This is a genomic window from Streptomyces sp. NPDC002309 (assembly GCF_053593375.1).
Genome location: NZ_JBSFCI010000009.1, coordinates 43,023 through 61,430 on the forward strand (window position 1 = coordinate 43,023; position 18,408 = coordinate 61,430).

Annotated in this window: 19 protein-coding genes; 13 read left to right on the plus strand and 6 right to left on the minus strand. The window is 73.6% G+C overall.

Annotation, left to right across the window (positions count from 1 at the left end; translation table 11 throughout):
- Positions 1-43: 43 nt before the first annotated feature.
- The 3 genes from ACWCPM_RS10210 (at position 44) to ACWCPM_RS10220 (ending at position 3,207) form a co-directional block, all read left to right on the plus strand.
- Complete coding sequence (locus ACWCPM_RS10210) at positions 44-766, plus strand: DNA alkylation repair protein (RefSeq protein WP_450975687.1); 723 nt, start codon at positions 44-46, stop codon at positions 764-766.
- 301 nt (positions 767-1,067) lie between these two features.
- On the plus strand, positions 1,068-2,237 hold the full coding sequence (gene tuf, locus ACWCPM_RS10215; RefSeq protein WP_450975688.1) for an elongation factor Tu: 1,170 nt from the start codon (positions 1,068-1,070) through the stop codon (positions 2,235-2,237).
- A 124-nt stretch (positions 2,238-2,361) separates the two neighbouring features.
- On the plus strand, positions 2,362-3,207 hold the full coding sequence (locus ACWCPM_RS10220; protein WP_450975689.1) for a spermidine synthase: 846 nt from the start codon (positions 2,362-2,364) through the stop codon (positions 3,205-3,207).
- Here the strand turns inward: ACWCPM_RS10220 and ACWCPM_RS10225 are convergent.
- Both ACWCPM_RS10225 and ACWCPM_RS10230 read right to left on the minus strand, forming a co-directional pair.
- A complete protein-coding gene (locus ACWCPM_RS10225; protein ID WP_450975690.1) occupies positions 3,169-4,509 on the minus strand; it encodes an MFS transporter in 1,341 nt (446 codons plus the stop codon). The two genes, ACWCPM_RS10220 and ACWCPM_RS10225, sit on opposite strands and share 39 nt — an antisense overlap.
- Positions 4,510-4,557: 48 nt before the next feature.
- Positions 4,558-5,574, minus strand: a complete 1,017-nt coding sequence (locus ACWCPM_RS10230) for a hypothetical protein (RefSeq protein WP_450975691.1) — start codon at positions 5,572-5,574, stop codon at positions 4,558-4,560.
- A 186-nt stretch (positions 5,575-5,760) separates the two neighbouring features.
- Here ACWCPM_RS10230 and ACWCPM_RS10235 point away from each other — a divergent pair, with 186 nt between their 5' ends.
- A complete protein-coding gene (locus tag ACWCPM_RS10235; protein WP_129797489.1) occupies positions 5,761-6,198 on the plus strand; it encodes a DUF4442 domain-containing protein in 438 nt (145 codons plus the stop codon).
- A 254-nt stretch (positions 6,199-6,452) separates the two neighbouring features.
- A complete protein-coding gene (locus ACWCPM_RS10240; protein ID WP_450975692.1) occupies positions 6,453-7,103 on the plus strand; it encodes a DedA family protein in 651 nt (216 codons plus the stop codon).
- A 211-nt stretch (positions 7,104-7,314) separates the two neighbouring features.
- On the opposite strand, the gene ACWCPM_RS10245 is transcribed toward ACWCPM_RS10240, so the two are convergent.
- A complete protein-coding gene (locus ACWCPM_RS10245) occupies positions 7,315-7,845 on the minus strand; it encodes a gamma carbonic anhydrase family protein (RefSeq protein ID WP_450975693.1) in 531 nt (176 codons plus the stop codon).
- A gap of 108 nt (positions 7,846-7,953) precedes the next feature.
- Here ACWCPM_RS10245 and ACWCPM_RS10250 point away from each other — a divergent pair, with 108 nt between their 5' ends.
- Together ACWCPM_RS10250 and ACWCPM_RS10255 are read left to right on the plus strand one after the other, a co-directional pair.
- Complete coding sequence (locus tag ACWCPM_RS10250) at positions 7,954-8,718, plus strand: acyltransferase (protein ID WP_450975694.1); 765 nt, start codon at positions 7,954-7,956, stop codon at positions 8,716-8,718.
- A 202-nt stretch (positions 8,719-8,920) separates the two neighbouring features.
- The gene (locus tag ACWCPM_RS10255; RefSeq protein ID WP_450975695.1) at positions 8,921-9,478 is read left to right on the plus strand and encodes a YbaK/EbsC family protein; all 558 of its coding nucleotides are present in this window, start codon (positions 8,921-8,923) and stop codon (positions 9,476-9,478) included.
- A gap of 8 nt (positions 9,479-9,486) precedes the next feature.
- Here the strand turns inward: ACWCPM_RS10255 and ACWCPM_RS10260 are convergent, their stop codons facing one another.
- Positions 9,487-10,509, minus strand: a complete 1,023-nt coding sequence (locus ACWCPM_RS10260; protein ID WP_450975696.1) for a cation diffusion facilitator family transporter — start codon at positions 10,507-10,509, stop codon at positions 9,487-9,489.
- Positions 10,510-10,595: 86 nt separating this feature from the next.
- On the opposite strand from ACWCPM_RS10260, the gene ACWCPM_RS10265 reads away from it, so the two are divergent.
- Positions 10,596-10,955, plus strand: coding sequence for an ArsR/SmtB family transcription factor (locus ACWCPM_RS10265; RefSeq protein WP_450975697.1), 360 nt, complete (start codon positions 10,596-10,598; stop codon positions 10,953-10,955).
- Here the strand turns inward: ACWCPM_RS10265 and ACWCPM_RS10270 are convergent.
- The gene (locus ACWCPM_RS10270) at positions 10,862-11,299 is read right to left on the minus strand and encodes an FAD-dependent monooxygenase (protein WP_450975823.1); all 438 of its coding nucleotides are present in this window, start codon (positions 11,297-11,299) and stop codon (positions 10,862-10,864) included. The two genes, ACWCPM_RS10265 and ACWCPM_RS10270, sit on opposite strands and share 94 nt — an antisense overlap.
- A 139-nt stretch (positions 11,300-11,438) precedes the next feature.
- The gene (locus ACWCPM_RS10275) at positions 11,439-11,846 is read right to left on the minus strand and encodes a CoA-binding protein (RefSeq protein WP_450975698.1); all 408 of its coding nucleotides are present in this window, start codon (positions 11,844-11,846) and stop codon (positions 11,439-11,441) included.
- 184 nt (positions 11,847-12,030) lie between these two features.
- Between ACWCPM_RS10275 and ACWCPM_RS10280 the strand changes: the two genes are divergently transcribed.
- The 5 genes from ACWCPM_RS10280 (at position 12,031) to ACWCPM_RS10300 (ending at position 18,336) form a co-directional block, all read left to right on the plus strand.
- Complete coding sequence (locus ACWCPM_RS10280) at positions 12,031-12,753, plus strand: hypothetical protein (RefSeq protein WP_450975699.1); 723 nt, start codon at positions 12,031-12,033, stop codon at positions 12,751-12,753.
- Complete coding sequence (locus ACWCPM_RS10285) at positions 12,750-13,292, plus strand: SixA phosphatase family protein (RefSeq protein WP_450975700.1); 543 nt, start codon at positions 12,750-12,752, stop codon at positions 13,290-13,292. The genes ACWCPM_RS10280 and ACWCPM_RS10285 overlap by 4 nt, the downstream gene beginning before the upstream one ends.
- Positions 13,293-13,438: 146 nt before the next feature.
- Complete coding sequence (locus ACWCPM_RS10290) at positions 13,439-14,065, plus strand: YigZ family protein (RefSeq protein ID WP_450975701.1); 627 nt, start codon at positions 13,439-13,441, stop codon at positions 14,063-14,065.
- 123 nt (positions 14,066-14,188) lie between these two features.
- Complete coding sequence (locus ACWCPM_RS10295; protein ID WP_450975702.1) at positions 14,189-15,352, plus strand: exonuclease SbcCD subunit D; 1,164 nt, start codon at positions 14,189-14,191, stop codon at positions 15,350-15,352.
- Positions 15,349-18,336: an AAA family ATPase gene (locus ACWCPM_RS10300; RefSeq protein WP_450975703.1), complete on the plus strand. Its 2,988-nt coding sequence runs from the start codon at positions 15,349-15,351 to the stop codon at positions 18,334-18,336. The genes ACWCPM_RS10295 and ACWCPM_RS10300 overlap by 4 nt, the downstream gene beginning before the upstream one ends.
- Positions 18,337-18,408 lie beyond the last annotated feature (72 nt).

An 18,408-nucleotide genomic window follows, 5' to 3' on the forward strand; every position in this document is an offset into this window, starting at 1 on the left:
ACCCTAACCGACGGATATGTGTGATCGCCGTATGGTTCGTCTCATGAGCGTCACAGGTGCGCGAACGGCGGGTGTCCCGCGCAGCCCTCTCGCCGACACGCTGTTGCCCCGGCTCACCGCCGCCTACACCGCGGCGGCCGATCCGGCGCGCGCGGCGCCCATGCGGGCGTACATGAAGGATGTCGCGCCCTTCCTCGGTCTGACCACGCCCGTGCGCCGCACCCTGTCCCGCACGGTCATCGAGGGCACGCCCCGCCCGGACGAGGCCGACTGCACGGCCGTCGCGCTGCGTTGCTGGGAGCTGCCCGAGCGCGAGTTCCACTACTTCGCCGTCGACTATCTGCGCCGTCATGTGAGCCGCTGCTCCTCCGGTTTCCTGCCGGTGGCCCGTCGGCTCGTCTCCACCGTCCCGTGGTGGGACACCGTCGACCTGCTGGCCGCGCACGTGGTGGGACCGCTGGTCGCCGCCGATCCCGGACTCGGGCCGGACATGGACGCCTGGATCGTGGACGACGACCTGTGGGTCGCCCGGACGGCCCTGCTCCACCAACTGCGCTACAAGGAGCGCACCGACACCGAACGCCTCTTCTCCTACTGCCTGCGCCAGTCGGGGCATCCGGACTTCTTCATCCGCAAGGCGATCGGCTGGAGCCTGCGGGAGTACGCCAAGACCGATCCCGACGCCGTACGCGGCTTCCTCGCGCGTGAGCGGGGGCGGTTCGCGCCGCTGTCGGTGCGCGAGGCGCTGAAGAACATCGGCCCCTGACCCGGCGTCGACCGGTCGCCCGCCTCGACGTGTCGGCCGCTCCTGTTCCGCCGGACGGTCCCGGTAAATCATTCGACGCGCCGGGCGGCGTCGGCGAGTATCGACGTCATGTTCCGGTACGCCTTCCACCTCGCAGCATCCGCGGTCGCGGATGCCCCGAAGGCTGCCGTCCTGATCCTCCAGGCCGCTGTCGACGGCGCCCGAAGCTGACCCTCCCCGGAACGTCCGGCGGACCCCGCAGGGGGAGGGTCGGCCGGTCACCGGGGTCCCCGTCACCATCGAGACGCTTCGAGGTATCGCCATGCCCAAGACGGCTTACGTGCGGACCAAACCGCATCTGAACATCGGCACCATGGGTCACGTCGACCACGGCAAGACCACGCTGACGGCCGCCATCACCAAGGTCCTCGCCGAGCGGGGCACCGGCACGTTCGTGCCCTTCGACCGCATCGACCGCGCCCCGGAGGAGGCCGCCCGCGGCATCACCATCAACATCGCGCACGTCGAGTACGAGACCGACACCCGGCACTACGCGCACGTGGACATGCCCGGCCACGCCGACTACGTCAAGAACATGGTCACCGGCGCGGCGCAGCTCGACGGGGCGATCCTCGTCGTCTCCGCGCTCGACGGGGTCATGCCGCAGACCGCCGAGCACGTGCTGCTCGCCCGGCAGGTGGGCGTCGACCACATCGTCGTCGCCCTCAACAAGGCCGACTCCGGCGACGAGGAGCTCATCGACCTCGTCGAGCTGGAGGTGCGCGACCTGCTCACCCGGCACGGCTACGGGGGCGACTCCGTGCCGGTCGTACGGGTGTCCGGGCTGCGGGCGCTGGAGGGCGACCCCCGGTGGACCGCGTCCGTCGAGGCGCTGCTGGACGCGGTGGACACCTATGTGCCGATGCCGGAGCGGTACCTCGACGCGCCCTTCCTGCTGCCCGTGGAGAACGTGCTGACCATCACCGGGCGCGGCACGGTCGTCACCGGGGCCGTCGAGCGCGGCACGGTCCGGGTCGGCGACCGGGTCGAGGTGCTCGGGGCCGGCGTGTCGTCCGTCGTCACCGGACTGGAGACGTTCGGCAAGCCGATGGAGGAGGCGCAGGCCGGGGACAACGTGGCGTTGCTGCTGCGCGGGGTGCCCCGGGATGCGGTGCGCCGGGGGCATGTGGTCGCCGCGCCGGACAGCGTGGTGCCGCGACGCCGGTTCTCCGCGCAGGTGTACGTGTTGTCGGCGCGCGAGGGCGGGCGTACGACGCCGCTCACCACCGGGTACCGGCCGCAGTTCTACATCCGCACCGCGGACGTGGTGGGCGACGTCGACCTGGGCGGGGTCGCCGTCGCGCGGCCCGGGGAGACGGTGACGTTGAGCGTGGAACTGGGGCGGGAGGTGCCCCTGGAGCCCGGTCTCGGCTTCGCGATCCGCGAGGGCGGACGGACGGTCGGCGCCGGCACGGTGACGGCCGTGGGCTGAGGCGCGCGCGACGGTGCGGGGTCTCCTCCGCGAGGGAGACCCCGCACCGTCCCGGCACGGGCGCCCGCACCGGCACAATGGAGCCCGTCCCGGCACCGGCGCCCGCACCGGCACAATGGAGCCCGTGAGTGACCAGATACCCGTCAGCCGAGTCGTCGATCACGGCACCGCGAAGCTCATGCCGGACGTCGACCGGGAGCGGGCCTGGCTGCTGACCGTCGACGGCGCCCCGCAGTCCTACGTCGACCTCGACGAGCCGACGCATCTCGAGTTCGAGTACGTGCGCCGGATCGGGCATGTGCTGGACGGCGTCGCGGAGCCGGGCCGGCCGCTGGACGTGGCGCACCTGGGCGGGGGCGCGCTCACCCTGCCGCGGTACGTGGCGGCGACGCGGGCGGGGTCGCGGCAGGAGGTCGTGGAGGCCGACCTGGGGCTGGCTGAACTGGTGGGGGAGTATCTGCCCCTCGATGCGGGCGCGGACGTCGCGTTGCACGTCGCGGACGCCCGGGACTGGCTGGCCGGTGCCCCGGCGGACTCGGTGGACGTCGTCGTCGGCGACGTCTTCGGCGGCTCACGGGTGCCGGCCGGGTTCACCTCCGTCGGCTACGCCCGTGAGGTCGTGCGGGTACTGCGTCCCGGCGGGGTGTACATGGCCAATCTGGCCGACGCCGCGCCGTTCGCGTTCCTCCGCTCGCAGCTCGCGACGTTCGCCACCGTCTTCCCCGAACTCGCTCTGATCGCCGAGCCGGCGGTGCTGCGCGGGCGGCGGTTCGGCAACGCGGTGCTGGTCGCCGCCCACCGTCCGCTCGACACAACCGCGCTGGCGCGCCGCACCGCCGCCGACGCCTTCCCGGCCCGCGTGGAACACGGTTGCGCGCTGAGGGCGTTCATCGGGGACGCGCGGCCGGTCGGGGACGCGGACGCCGTCCCCTCACCCGAGCCCCCCGACGGGACGTTCGGCATCGGCTGAAGCCGGCGTGGCTTGTGCGTCCCGTGTGTCCTGTGAGCGCTTCGTGCCCTGCGCGCCCATGGCCACGTGGTGGGTACGGCGCCGCAGATTCCGTACGTCCGGGACGCACAGCACCGCCGCCGTGACCACGACGACGAGCGTCGCGCAGCCCCACAGTGCCGTCGTCCGCCCGAACGCCACCTCGGTGGGGCCCGCCATCGCCGTCGCCAGCGGAACCATCGCGACCGAGCCGAACCAGTCGTAGGCCGCGACGCGCGAGAGCTTGTTCTCCGGGATCTCCTGATGCAGGGCCGTCATCCAGGAGACGCCGAAGATCTCCAGCGTCACCCCGGTCACCAGCATCACCGCGCACAGGCCCCAGACGGGCGCCGGCACCGCCAGCGCCGCGGACGGCAGCGCCAGCGGGAAGACGCCCAGGGTGCCTGCGAGGAGCAGCCGGCGCGGTTTCCACCGGGTCATCAGCAGCGCGCCGAGAACCGTGCCCCCGGCGAAGAAGCCCAGGGCCAGGCCCCAGGGCGCGGCTCCGCCCAGATGGTCACGGGCGACCAGCGGGCCGTAGACGGCTTCGGCCGCCGCCACGACCGCGTTGGCGATCGAGAACTGGATGACGACGCTCCACAGCCAGGGCCGCCCTGCGACCTCCTGCCAGCCCTCCCGCAGATCGGCGAGCAGTCCGCCGCCCGGCTCGCGCGCAGGGATGTGGCTGACGTCGAGAAAGGCGCGCAGCGCACCGGCGACGGCGAAGGCGACGGCGTCGGCGGCCAGCACCCAGCCCGGTCCGATGGCGGCGACCATCGCGCCGCCGACGGCCGCACCACCGAGGGCCGCCCCCTGCATCGCCATCCGGAACACCGCGAACGCGCGGCTCACCTGATCGCCCTGCACGGAGGACATCAGCATGCCCTCGGCGGCGGGGCTGAAAAACGCCTGTCCGGTGCCGCCGAGCGCGCTGAGCAGCATCATGTGCCACAGCTGGGCCTCCCCCGCGAGGACCAGCACGGCGAACAGGCCCTGTGAGACACAGTTGAGGGCGTTCGCGGCGACCATCACGTGATGCCGGGGCAGCCGGTCCGCGACCGCGCCCCCTATCAGCAGGAAGAGCACCAGCGGCACGGTGCGGGCGGCGGCGACGAGGCCCACGTCACCCGCGTCACCGCCCGCCTCCAGCACCGCGAACGCGGCGGCGACGAGCGCGCCGTTGCTGCCGAGGTGGGTGACGACCGCGGCGGCGGTCAGCAGGCTGTAGTTGCGTCCCGCCCAGGAGGGTCTGCCGGGGCGGGAGGCTTTGGAGACGGTGTTCACCGGCCGACTATCACCGCCCGACCCCCGACTTGCCAAACCGATTGTGCGTCAGCCTTCGGTGGGCTCCCCGTGCAGCCGTACGGTGCTCAGGATCTGCATGATCGTCTCCTTGGGCACCTCGTCCTTGACGCCCTTGGCTCCGTAGAAGTTCCACGACACGAAGTCGCCCACGGAGTTCTTGAAGCCGAACGTGGCCGCCTTGCCGTCGCTGGCGCACTTGCCCTTCTGGGGCGTGTTCGTCGACTCGGCCCAGGCGATGCTGCCCTCGATACCCGACGTGGTGGTGTAGGGCTCGGCCTTCTCATCGAACTTCATGCTCTTCTTGTCCGGCTGGGTGTAGCCGCCGTAGACCCACCAGGCGACCGTGTTGACGGCGACCTCGTCGGTGTTCTTGGCCCCGTCGGCGCCCTTGGTGCCCACGGCGGCCAGGTGGGTGTCCTCCGTCCGGCCGTCCTTGTTCTCGTCGGACGTGCACCACTTCGACTTGTAGTAGGCCGGCGCCGACATCACGATCAGCGGCTTGAGGTCGTCCGCCTTGTCGTCCTCGAAGCCGATCGTGACCCCCGGCGACTCGACCTCCCAGTCCGCCGGCACGTCGAAGGCGACGCCGCGCTTGGGGTTGATGACGACCTTCCAGCCGTCGATCGTCGGCTTCAGGCCCTCGTTGTCGCGCGGGTTGTCGTCCGACCCCGAGGCGGAATCGCTGGGCTCCGCGGACTTCGACGGCGACTGGCTCGCTTTCGGCTTGTCGCCGCCGTCGGCCTTGTCGTCCTTGTCACCGCCGAGGACCAGGAAGCCCGTGACGCCCGCGGTCAGGACCACGGCGGAGGCCGCGATGATCGCGACCAGCTTCGTCCGGTTGCCGCCGCCGCTCCCGCCGGGCTGCGGCTGCGGGGGCCCCATCGACGCGGGCGTGCCCCACTGCGGCTGCTGCGCGTAGGGGTTGGGCTGTTGGTATCCGGCCTGCTGATACGGATTCGGCTGCTGGTAACCCGGCTGCTGATACGGGTTGTTCTGTCCTTGCGGGTTCTGCTCGCCCCCGGGCGGCTGCTCTCCTGGCCACATGAGCGGTAACCCTAGTAGGGCCAGGGACACGATTCGGTCACCGGGTTTTGTCAGGGACGTAGCAATTCGGGATTTCCGCGGGACCGCGCCCCCGGCCGCATGCCGGGCGCCGCTACGGCGATCGGGACGCGGATCTGGCCAGTCCGGGCTACCCATGGGTAACATGCGGCCATGAGCGCAGATCAGATGTCGATCGGCGAGTTGCTCGCCGCCACGGTGCCGATGGTTCGGACGCTGAACCTGGAGTACCTGGAGACCACCCCCGAGAAGGCCGTGCTGGCCCTGCCGGACCAGAGCGAGTACCGCAATCACGTCGGCGGGCCGCACGCGGGTGCCATGTTCACGCTGGGCGAGTCGGCCAGTGGCGCGATCGTGCTGGCCGCGTTCGGCGACCAGCTCTCGCGTGCCGTGCCGCTCCCGGTCCACGCCGAGATCGCGTTCAAGAAGATCGCCCTGGGCCCCGTCACGGCCACCGCGACCCTCGGACGACCGGCCGCCGAGGTCGTCGCCGAACTCGACGAGGGCAAGCGCCCCGAGTTCCCCGTGGCCGTCGCCATCCAGCGCGAGGACGGGGCGGTGACCACGGAGATGACCGTGGTGTGGACGCTGCGCCCCAACAGCTGAGAGCCACCGTGGGCAGGCCCCCGACCGCCGCCGTGGCCACGGCGGACGCCATGACGGAGGTCCCCTCCGGCGCGGGGTCACCCCGCCGAGGGTGACCCCGTTCGCCCGTCGTGGACCCGCCCGTGCGACAGGGGTACAGGCGCGATCGGTGAGACCCGGGAGCGTCGTCGTGACCCGGTAGGCTGCGCGGCGTGCGCCCGGCTCCCGGACGCACGCCGTCCGCACCAGGGGCGCGAATTCGGGAGGAACCGGCCGTGCACGTCCAGGAGTGGCTCGAGACCGTACCGGCGGTCGCCGTCTACGCGCTGGTGGGAGTCGTCATCGGCCTGGAGAGCCTGGGCATCCCGCTGCCGGGCGAGATCGTCCTGGTCTCCTCGGCGCTGCTCGCCTCCCAGCACGGCGACATCGACCCGGTCGTCCTCGGCGCCTGCGCCAGCGCCGGCGCGATCATCGGTGACTCCATCGGCTACGCGATCGGCCGCAAGGGCGGACGCCCGCTCCTCGCCAGGCTCGGCAGGAAGTTCCCGAAACACTTCAGCGAGGCGCACATCGCCACGGCCGAGCGCTCCTTCGAGAAGTGGGGCATGTGGGCCGTCTTCTTCGGCCGGTTCGTCGCCCTGCTGCGCATCTTCGCCGGCCCGCTCGCGGGCGTGCTGCGCATGCCGTACTGGAAGTTCCTGATCGCCAACGTCTTCGGCGGCATCCTGTGGGCGGGCGGCACGACGGCGGTCATCTACTACGTGGGCGTGGTCGCCGAGGCGTGGCTGAAGCGCTTCTCGTGGGTCGGCCTGGTGCTGGCGGTCCTGCTCGGCCTCACCTCGATGCTGCTCATGAAGCGCAAGGCCGGGAGGGTGACGCGGTCGCGGCCGGTCGCGGAGCCCGAACCTGTCGGTGCGGCGGAGTAGACCAGGAGGCCCACGTCGGCGGCTCCGGGGAGCGGGTGGCCGGTGGAGCTGCGTGGGTCGTGCGGCGGTCGTGGCCGGTGGAGTTGCGTGGGCCGGTCGTCCGGCGGTCGGTGGACCTGCGTCAGTCGCCCGGCCGACGGCGGCCGGCAGGCCGCTCGACCGCCCCGGCGAACCGCGCGACCGGTCCCGCCCGCGCCCACCGCGGACCACGTCACGCCCCGTGGACGTCCCGGTGGGCCTTGCCCAGCTCCGCGTACATCGTCCCGTTGAGCGTCACGCCCTCCCGCTCCTCGGCACTCAGCTCCCGCCGCACCTTCGCCGGAACCCCCGCCACCAGCGACCCCGGCGGCACCACCATCCCCTGCGGCACCAGCGCCTGAGCCGCGACGAGCGAACCCGCCCCGATCACGGCCCCGTTGAGCACGGTGGCCCCCATCCCGATCAGGCAGTCGTCCTCGACGGTCGCCCCGTGCACCACGGCGTTGTGCCCGATCGACACCCGCTCGCCGACGCTCACCGGGAACCCGGGATCGGCGTGCAGCGTGCAGTTGTCCTGCACGTTGCTGCTCGCGCCCACGGAGATCCGCTCGACGTCCCCGCGCAGCACGGCCCCGTACCAGACGCTCGCGCCGGCCCCCAGCGTCACGTCCCCGATCACCGCGGCCGTCGGTGCGACGAACGCCTCCTGATCGACCCGCGGCTCCTTGCCGCCGATGCCGGTGATCAGTGCCTGGTGCGTCATCCCAGCTCCCTCGTCGTCGCGTACGGGGGAACGGTACGCCACGCCGTGGGGCGAAGATCACAGCCCCACGGCATCATGGCCGCACCCCGCGCTGAGTAACGTGAGCGGGTGCCGAAGCGCAAGAACACGTTCTCATCCTGGCGCCGCCGCCAAGTGCAGCGGGCCGTTCACGCGGGCTGGGCGTGGGTGCAGCGCACGGCGTCCGTCACCGCCGCGCACCCCGGAAGGTTCCGCTTCGGCGCGATGGGAACGGGTACCAGGCTCGCCTTCCCGCTGGGCACGGTCTTCGGCGAACCCTGGATCCACCTCGGCGCCCATTGCATCGTCGGTGAGCAGGTCACCCTGACCGCCGGTCTGATGCCCGACCTCGACCTCGGCCCGGAGCCCATCCTGCGCATCGGGGACGGTGTGGTCCTCGGCCGGGGCAGTCACGTCATCGCCGACACGACGGTCACCATCGGCAGCGACTGCTACTTCGGTCCCTACGTCTACGTCACGTCCACGAACCATTCGTACGACGACCCGCACCAGCCCATCGGCAGGCAGTGGCCCCGGATGGAGCCGGTGGAGATCGGTCCGGGCTGCTGGATCGGCACCGGCGCGGTGATCCTGCCGGGCGCGCGGATCGGACGGAACGTGGTGGTGGCCGCCGGTGCGGTGGTGCGAGGGGTGGTGCCCGACCACGCCGTCGTGGCGGGGGCGCCCGCCCGGGTCGTACGGCGCTGGACGCCGTCCGACGGCTGGCAACCGCCGTTGCGGACACCGGCGCCGGTGCCGATACCGTCCGGGGTGACCCCGGACGAGTTGCGCGCGCTCGCAGCCCTCGACGAGGAGACGGTCGAGCGGCTGGCCGAACTGGAGCGGGAGGCGTGACGCGGTTCGAGGCCTGACTCGGCCGGCCGGTAGGTCCGACTCGGCGGGATGTCTCGCAGTACGGTTCGGTGAATGACGCGACGCACCACGCCGTAGGTCACCGTGGGGAGTTCACTGGCCCGCTCACCGGCGACGGCGTCGGTGCCGCCCGTGCACCGAGACGCCCCGCCGCCGCTCGCGGACCGGCTGTTAGCGTGCGGACATGCGCGCACCCATCGGACGCTTCGACCAGGCGACGCCCGCCCCCGACTGCCTCGACGACCTGATCGGCCCGGTCGCCGACGCCGTACGGCACTGGCACGGCAGCGTCCCCGCCGAGCAGATCGTCTACGTCGAGACCGACCCGCGATGGGCCGACACGGAGGTCTTCGTGGAGCACTACGGACGGGAGCTCCTGGAGCAGTCGGCGAACTGCGTGGTCGTGGCGGGCAAGCGCGGTGGCGAGACCACACTGGCCGCCTGCGTGGTCCTCTCCACCACCCGCGTCGACGTCAACGGCGTGGTCCGCCGGCAACTCGGGGCCCGTAAGGCGTCGTTCGCCCCGATGGACACGGCGACCGGCGAGACCGGCATGGAGTACGGCGGCATCACCCCGGTCGGGCTGCCCGTCGACTGGCCGCTGCTGGTCGACTCGGCCGTGGTCGACCTGCCGTACGTCCTGGTCGGCAGCGGCCGCCGGCGCGGCAAGCTGCTGGTGCCGGGCAAGGCCTTCGCGGAACTTCCCCGCGCGGTGGTCCTGGAGGGGCTGGGGACGGCCTGACTCGGCCGTCACGCCGTGGTGTGATGGGCCAGCGGCAGATGCGGGTCCGCCTCGCCGGGCGCGTGCGCCGGATCGGCGTGCACCAGCGCCGCGACGAGACGCGGTACGGCGTGCAACAGGGCGTGTTCCGCCGCGACGGCGATCGCGTGGGCCTGCCGCAGCGTCACGTCGCCGTCCACCACCACCGCCACCTCGGCCCGCAGCCGGTGCCCGACCCAGCGCAACCGCAGCTCGCCCACCCCCTGCACGCCCGGCACCGTCCGCAGCGCCCGCTCGGCGCGGTCCACCAAGGCGGGGTCGACGGCGTCCAGCACCCGCCGGAACACCTCTCGGGCCGCGTCCCGCAGCACCAGCGTGATCGCCGCGGTGATGGCCAGCCCCACGACCGGGTCGGCCAGTTGCCAGCCGACCGCCGCGCCGCCCGCGCCCAGCAGCACGGCCAGTGACGTGAACCCGTCGGTCCGCGCGTGCAGTCCGTCGGCCACCAGCGCGGCCGAGCCGATCGACCTGCCGACGCGGATCCGGTAGCGGGCCACCCATTCGTTGCCCGCGAAACCGACCAGGGCCGCCACCGCCACGGCGGGGACATGCTGGACAGGCCGCGGGTCCAGCAGCCGTTCGATCGCCGTCCATCCCGCGAACGCGGCCGACGCGGCGATCGTCAGCACGATCACGATGCCCGCCAGGTCCTCCGCGCGCCCGTAGCCGTACGTGAAGCGCCGGGTGGCCGCGCGCCGGCCCAGTACGAAGGCGATCCCGAGCGGTACGGCCGTCAGCGCGTCGGCGGTGTTGTGCACCGTGTCGCCCAGCAGCGCCACCGACCCGGACACCATGACCACCACGGCCTGCGCGAGCGCGGTCGCACCGAGCACGGCGAGCGAGACCCACAGGGCGCGCATCCCGCGGGCCGAGGTCTCCAGGGCGGAGTCGACCTTGTCCGCGGTGTCGTGGGAGTGCGGAGTGAGGAGGTGACCCAGCCGGTGCCGCGGACCGGTGGGGGAGCGGTGCTCGTGCTCGTGGTGGTCGCTCACGGGGATCCCCTTCCGGTGCGCGGTGGTGACGGGGGTGTGGCCCCTCGGTGGTGGACATACCCGCACCCGGAGGCCATCATGTGCGTATGAGCGCACGCATGCACCTGTCATCTGCGCAGGATGCGCATCCGCGCACCCCCGGCGAGGAGCAGTTCGCGCTCGCCGCCGAACTGCTCGCCCTGCTCGGCGACCGCACCCGCCTCACGCTGCTGCACGCCCTGAGCACGGGCGAGGCGGACGTCTCGACGCTCACCGAGACCTGCGGCGCGGCCCGTCCCGCGGTGAGCCAGCATCTGGCACGGCTACGGCTCGCGGGGCTGGTGACCACGCGCAAGGAGGGCCGCCGCGTGATCTACGCCCTGTGCGACGGCCATCTGCGCAGAGTCGTCGACGAGGCGCTGAACCTCGCCGACCACCGGCTCACCGGGCGACCGGAGCACGACTGAGGGCCGGGGACGGTCGCCCGCGCCGGGCGCGGAACCCGGAGTCCGCGCCCAGGTACCGCTCCGTGAGACCGGAGGCGGCCACCGGGGAGGTGACGAGGCGGCGCAGCCCGCTCCAGCAGGTTCCCGGCAAGGCCCCGCCGTTTCGGGCCGCGACGGCCCCGCTCCTCCAGCGCCCCGGCACGTGGCTGCTGCTCGATGGACTCCCCGCTGCCCGCCGCCAGCACGACACGGTCGGCGGAACGGGTCCGCAGGATGCTGCCGAGCGTCATACCGGCGGGGCCCGCGCCCACCACGACGACCGAAGAGCGCTGTGGAGCGGCGGAGTCGGAGCGGCGGGAGGACATGACCACCACGCGAGCATCGTGGCGTCGGCCCCTGAGGAGGACGAGGCCGGGGGCGCCGCCGTGGCGTCCCCGGAGGCCGCCTCAGCGTCAGCGGAGTCTCCGGACGTCGCAGTGCAGGCCGGTCACCGGACGGCCACTGTCAGCCGAGGCGCGGTATCTCGATCGCGGGGCAGCGGTCCATCACCATGGCGAGACCGGCGGCGCGGGTGCGCTCGTAGGCGGCCTCGTCGACGACGCCGAGCTGGAACCAGACCGCCTTCGCGCCCTTGGTGACCGCCTCGTCGGCGACCGCGCCCGCCAGGTCGGCGTTGACGAAGACGTCGACCACGTCCACGGCGAAGGGGATGTCGGCGAGGGATGCGTAGCCCTGTTCGCCGTGCACCGTCTCCGCCTTGGGGTGCACCGGCACGATCCGCTTGCCGAACCCCTGGAGCACCTGGGCGACCCCGTAGGCGGCCCGGGACGGGTTCGACGACAGGCCCACCACCGCCCAGGTGTCGCCCAGCTCGGTGAGAATCCTGCGGACCGTCGCGTCGTCGCCGTACACCAGGGGCCTCCTTCGGCCATGTCGTCTCGTCGTCACGTACTGCAACGGGCGAGCGCACGCCAGGATTCCCGGAGCCGCTCGCGTACCGGATCTCCGTCCTGGCGGACGGTCAGGGAGCCTTTCCAGCGCGCCGACCGGAACATGTGCCGTGCGCAAGGCCGTCGGCGCGCCTAGGCTCACTGGCGTGCTTCGCCTCATCGACGCCCGGACCGGAGAACCCGTCGACGCCTCCCTGACCCGGCGGGGGCTGATCTGTGTCGAGGCCCACGTGCCCGCCCTCGACGCCACCGCCCCGCGCGTCATGTTGGTCGCGGACGTACTGGTCCGCGCCCTGGAGCTGGGCGGTACCCCGGTGTGGGGGCTGCTCTCCGGGGAACGGGACCGGGCACAGGTCCGCGAGGCCGCGGCCGGTCTCGGTGTCCGGCCCTTCGAGGACCGCCACGACGCCGGGGCCGGGCTCGGGGACGGGCAGGTCATCCATGTGGTGGGGGAGGGCGGGGTGACCCCGGACGGGCCCCGCGTCGAGGTGGCCCCCGTCTTCCACGGCCCGGGGACGCGGGCCGGGGACGACCCCGCGGTGCTGCGTCTGGCGCTGCTCTCGCGGCGCCACGGCGATCCCGCGCGCGTGGACGCCCCGGTCCTGGACGAGGCCCGCGACACGCTCGCACGCTGGCGCCGGGCCGTCGCCGACTGGGCCCGACGTCCCTCCCGGCCGGTCCCCGAGGCGGTACGCGGACAGCTCCGTGCCGCCTGGGAGGACGACCTGGACGTGCCCTCGGTGCTGCGCGTCCTGCGGCGGGTGGAGAGCGGCACCGACCTGCCGGACGGAGCGCGCTTCGAGACCTACGCCTACGCCGACCGGCTGCTCGGACTCGAACTGACCCGCGAAGTGGGAGCGTCGGCATGACCGCGCGCGCGGGAGGCTCCCCGCTGCGCCGGCTGGTCGTGCTGAGGCACGCCAAGTCCGCCCGGCCGCCGGATGTCGCCGACCACGAGCGCCCGCTCGCGCCCAGGGGCCTGCGGGACGCGCCGGCCGCCGGTCGCGTGCTCGCCGAGACCGACTGCCTGCCCGACCTCGCCCTGTGCTCCACCGCCGTACGCGCCCGCCAGACCTGGCAGCTGGCGTCGGCGCAGTGGGCCACACCGGCGCCGGTGCGCTACGACCACGTGCTCTACGGTGCCGAGGTGCCCGAACTGCTCGCCGCCGTGCGCAAGGTGCCGCCCGAGGTGCACACGCTGCTCCTGGTCGGGCACAACCCCGGCCTCGAGGAACTGGTCCTGTCGCTCGCCGGGGACGGCGTCGGTGACGCGCTGGACCGGATGCGGGTGAAGTTCCCCACCTCGGCTCTCGCGGTGCTCGCCGCGCACGAGAGCGGATGGCACGCGCTGGGCCCCGGTGAGGCGCTGCTGACGGAGATGCTGGTGCCGAGGGGGAGGAAGAAGTAGGGCCGCACCTCACCGGGAAGGGCGGCCCTCCGGAGAGGTGCGCCCCTCCGGGGGCGTGGGCTCACCCGGCGAGGCGGAGGCCGCGGCCCTGCGGGGATACCGGCTCACCCGACGAGGTGGACGCGTACAGCGCATAGGCTGACCGGATGCAGGACGAGTACCGCACGGTCCCCCGCCCGGGCGTGCACGAAACCGAGGTCAACCGCTCGCGCTTCCTGTGCGCCCTGGCTCCGGCCGCCACGGAGCGGGAGGCGCAGGAGTTCGTCTCCGCCGTGCGCAAGGAGCACGCCGACGCCTCGCACAACTGCTGGGCGTACGTCATCGGCGCCGGCGCCGAGGTCCAGAAGGCGAGCGACGACGGGGAACCGGGCGGCACCGCCGGCGTCCCCATGCTCCAGATGCTGCTCCGCCGCGACATGCGCTACGTCGTCGCCGTCGTCACCCGCTACTACGGCGGGGTCAAGCTCGGCGCGGGCGGGCTCATCCGGGCGTACGGCGGAGCGGTCGGCGAGGCCCTCGACGACCTCGGCACCCTCACCCGGCGCCGCTTCCGGCTGGCCACGGTGACCGTCGACCACCAGCGCGCGGGCAAGGTCCAGAACGACCTGCGCGCCACCGGGCGCGAGGTGCGGGACGTGCGCTACGGGGAGGCGGTCACGATCGAGATCGGGCTTCCCGACGCCGACGTGGACGCCTTCCGGTCCTGGCTCGCGGACGCGACCGCGGGCACCGCGGGGTTCGAGCTGGGCGGGGAGGCGTACGGGGACGCCTAGTCCGACGACTTCTGCGACAAAGCGGGCCAAATGCCCGTATCGGATGGGGTGGGGGCGGGTCATGACGGGCGATACGGGAGTAACCACCCGGGCTGTCGTACCCGGCCGTTAGTCTCGGGGATCATGAGACTGCTGCACACTTCCGACTGGCATCTCGGGCGGGCCTTCCACCGGGTGGGCATGCTCGGTGCCCAGGCCGAGTTCATCGGCCACCTCGTCACGACCGTGCGCGAGCACGCCGTCGACGCGGTGGTCGTGTCGGGAGACGTGTACGACCGGGCCGTGCCGCCGCTGGCCGCGGTGGAGCTGTTCGACGACGCCCTGCACCGGCTCGCCGACCTCGGGGTGCCGACGGTGATGATCTCCGGGAACCACGACTCGGCGCGCCGTCTCGGCGTCGGCGCCGGGCTCATCGGGCGCGCGGGCATCCATCTGCGCACCGACCCGGCCGCCTCCGGCACACCGGTGCTGCTGCGGGACGCGTTCGGCGACGTGGCCTTCTACGGCCTGCCGTATCTCGAACCCGCCCTGGTGAAGGACGAGTTCGGAGTGGAGAAGGCCGGCCACGAGGCGGTGCTCGCCGCCGCGATGGAGCGGGTCCGCGCCGATCTCGACGCACGCGCGCGCGGCACGCGGTCGGTCGTCCTCGCGCACGCCTTCGTCACCGGCGGCGAGGCCAGCGACAGCGAGCGGGACATCACCGTCGGCGGCGTGGCGGCCGTGCCCTCCGGTGTGTTCGACGGCGTGGACTATGTGGCGCTGGGGCATCTGCACGGCTGCCAGACCATCACCCCACGCGTGCGGTACTCCGGTTCCCCGCTGGCGTACTCCTTCTCCGAGGCAGGGCACCGCAAGAGCATGTGGCTCGTCGACCTCGACGCGCGGGGCGCGGTCACCGCCGAGCGCGTCGACTGCCCCGTGCCGCGGCCGCTGGCCCGGATCAGCGGCCGGCTGGAGGAACTGCTCGCCGACCCGGCGCTCGCCCGGCACCAGCGGTCCTGGGTCGAGGCGACCCTCACCGACCCCGTCCGGCCGGCCGACCCCATGGCGCGCCTCACCGAGCGCTTCCCCCACACCCTCAGCCTCGTCTTCGCCCCCGACCGGTCCCCCGAGGAGCCCGTGACGTCCTACGCCGGACGTCTCGCGGACCGCAGCGACCAGCAGATCGCCGAGGACTTCGTGGCGCACGTGCGCGGTGCCGGACCCGACGGCCACGAGCAGGGCGTGCTGCGCGACGCGTTCGACGCCGTACGCGCCGACCTGACCCTGCGGGAGGTGGCCCCGTGAGGCTGCACCGCCTCGACATCACCGCCTTCGGGCCCTTCGGCGGCGTCCAGAGCGTGGACTTCGACGAACTGTCCGCGGCGGGCCTCTTCCTGCTGCACGGACCCACCGGCGCGGGCAAGACCTCCGTCCTGGACGCCGTCTGCTACGCCCTGTACGGCGCTGTGCCGGGTGCCCGGCACAGCGGTCAGGGCGCCACCCTGCGCAGCGACCACGCGGCGGCCGCCACCCGCACCTCTGTGACGCTCGAACTGACCGTCGCCGGACGCCGGTTGGAGATCACCCGGCAGCCGCCCTGGGAGCGCCCCAAGAAGCGCGGTACCGGCACCACCCTCGACAAGGCCCAGGCGTGGCTGCGCGAGCACGACGCCGGCGCCTGGAAGGACCTCAGCCGCTCCCACCAGGAGATCGGCGAGGAGATCACCCAACTGCTCGGGATGAGCCGGGAGCAGTTCTGCCAGGTGGTCCTGCTTCCGCAGGGCGACTTCGCGCGGTTCCTGCGCGCCGACGCCGAGGCCCGCGGCCGGCTGCTGGGCCGTCTCTTCGACACCCACCGCTTCGCCGAGGTCGAGAAGCGGCTCGCCGAGCGCCGGCGGGCGACCGAGGCGGACGTGCGCGACGGCGACGCGGAGCTGCTGGCCGACGCCCACCGCATGCAGCAGGCGGCGGACGGCGCCATGGAGCTGCCCGAGCTGGCACCCGGCGATCCCGGCCTGGCGGAGGCCGTGCTGACCGCCGCGGCCGTCGCCCGGAGCACCGCCAGGGAACAGCTGACGGCCGCCCGGTGCCGCCTCACCGCCGCCGAGTCCGACCAGGGCGCGGCCGGCCGCGCCCTGGACGACATACGTGAAGTGGCCCGCCTGCAGCGGAGGTTCGCGGACGCCCGGGAACGCGCCCGGCTGCTGGCGGACCGGGACGAGGCGCACCGGACCGACCAGCGGCGCATGGAGCGGGGCCGCAAGGCGGAGGTGGTCGCACCCGCGCTGGAGCTGCGGGAGTCGACCGGCACCGAGCACCGCGCGGCGGCCGAGGCGGAGGCACGCGCATGTGCCGCCCTGCCGGAGGGCTTCGCCGACGAGGCCGCCGCAGGGCTCGCCGCCGCCGCGCGCCGGACCGCCGAGGAACTGGGCGGACTGGACTCCGCCCGCCGGGCCGAGCGGCGGCTGAGCGAGGTCCGCGCCGAACGCGCCGACCTGGACCGGCAGGAGCGCGCCGACGAGGACGTGCTGCAGGAGGCCGAGACCTGGCTCGCCGGGTGGGAGACGACCCGGGCCGGCCACCAGGAGCGTGTCGAGGCCGCTCAGGAGGCGGCCTCCCGGGCCGAGCAACTCGCCGTGCGCCGTGAGCCGCTGGGGAAGAGGCTCGGCGCCGCGCGGCTGCGCGACCAACTGGCCGCGGACACGGAGGAGGCCCGCAACCTCGCCCTGGCCTCGGGAGAACGCGCCCTCCAGGCACGTGCGCACTGGCTGGACCTCAAGGAACAGCGCCTGAGCGGAATCGCCGCCGAGCTTGCCGCGGGCCTGATCGACGGCGAGGCATGCGCCGTCTGCGGGGCCACCGAACACCCCGCCCCGGCACGGAAGGTCGCCGGACACGTCGACCGCGAGACGGAGGAGCGGGCACTCGCCGCCTACCAGCGGGCCGAGGAGACGCACGCGGAGAACGAACGGCGCCTGGGCGTTGCACGGGAGGCCCTGGCCGCCGCCACCGCCGAGGCGGGGGACACGCCGACCGGCAGGCTCGCCGAGGAGGCCGAGGAACTGGCGCGGCTGCACGAGCGGGCCCGGCGGGAGGCCTCCGGTCTGCACGCCGCGCGCGAGGAGTTGCGCCGGGCCGAGCAGGAGCACGCACGCAGGAGCGCCGCCCGCCGCGAGGCCGAGCTGAGGACCGCGTCCCGGCTGGCCCGCCGCGACGCCACGGACCGCGAAAGGTCGGCCCTGGAAGGGGAGCTGGTGAAGGCGCGGGGCTCGGCGGGCAGCGTCGCCGCGCGCGCGGCCGAGCTGGAGCGACGTGCCGCGCGGCTCACCGAGGCCGCCGACGCGGCACGGCACGCCGAGGACACCGCCCAGCGCCTCAAGGACGCCGACGCCCGGCTCGCCGACGTCGCCTTCCGCGCCGGTTTCGACACCCCGCAGGCCGCGGCCGACGCCCTGCTGGACGCCGCGACCCACCGCGAGCTGCAACGCCGCCTCGACGCCCGGCAGGCCGAGGAGGCCGCCGTCCGCGCGGTCCTCGCCGAGACCGACACCGCGTCCGCGGCCCAGCGGCCGCCCGCCGATCTCAGCCTGGCCGAGGAGACCGCCGCGGTGGCGGACCGGCGGGTGCGCGCCGCCGCCTCCGCCTGCGACGCCGCGGAGCGCCGCTGCGCCGAACTGGACCTGCTCTCCGCGCGGGCCGCCGCCGGGGTACGACGGCTCGGGCCCCTGCGCGAGGTGTACGACCGGGTGGCACGGATCGCCGCCCTCGCGGCCGGCACCTCCGCCGAGAACGAACGCCGGATGCGCCTGGAGTCCTATGTGCTGGCGGCCCGCCTGGAGCAGGTGGCGGCCGCCGCGACCGCACGTCTGCAACGGATGTCGTCCGGCCGCTACACCCTCGTCCACTCCGACGACCGGTCCGGACGCGGGCGCAGCGGCCTCGGGCTCCACGTCGTCGACGCCTGGACGGGACGGGAGCGCGACACGGCGACGCTGTCGGGCGGCGAGACCTTCTTCGCCTCGCTCGCGCTCGCCCTCGGCCTCGCGGACGTCGTCTCGGACGAGGCGGGAGGCGTGCGGCTGGACACCCTCTTCATCGACGAGGGCTTCGGCAGTCTCGACGACCAGACGCTGGACGAGGTGCTGGACGTGCTCGACTCACTGCGCGAGCGGGACCGCAGCGTCGGCATCGTGAGCCATGTGGGCGATCTGCGGCGGCGCGTGCACGCGCAGTTGGAGGTGGTCAAGGGGAGGTCCGGGTCGGTGCTCCGGCAGCGGGGCGCGGGGTGAACCGCGCTCATCGGCTCAGAGGCCGCCGGGGGAGTGGCGAGGGTCGGGGCGTCGGATGCGGGGTCTCGGCCG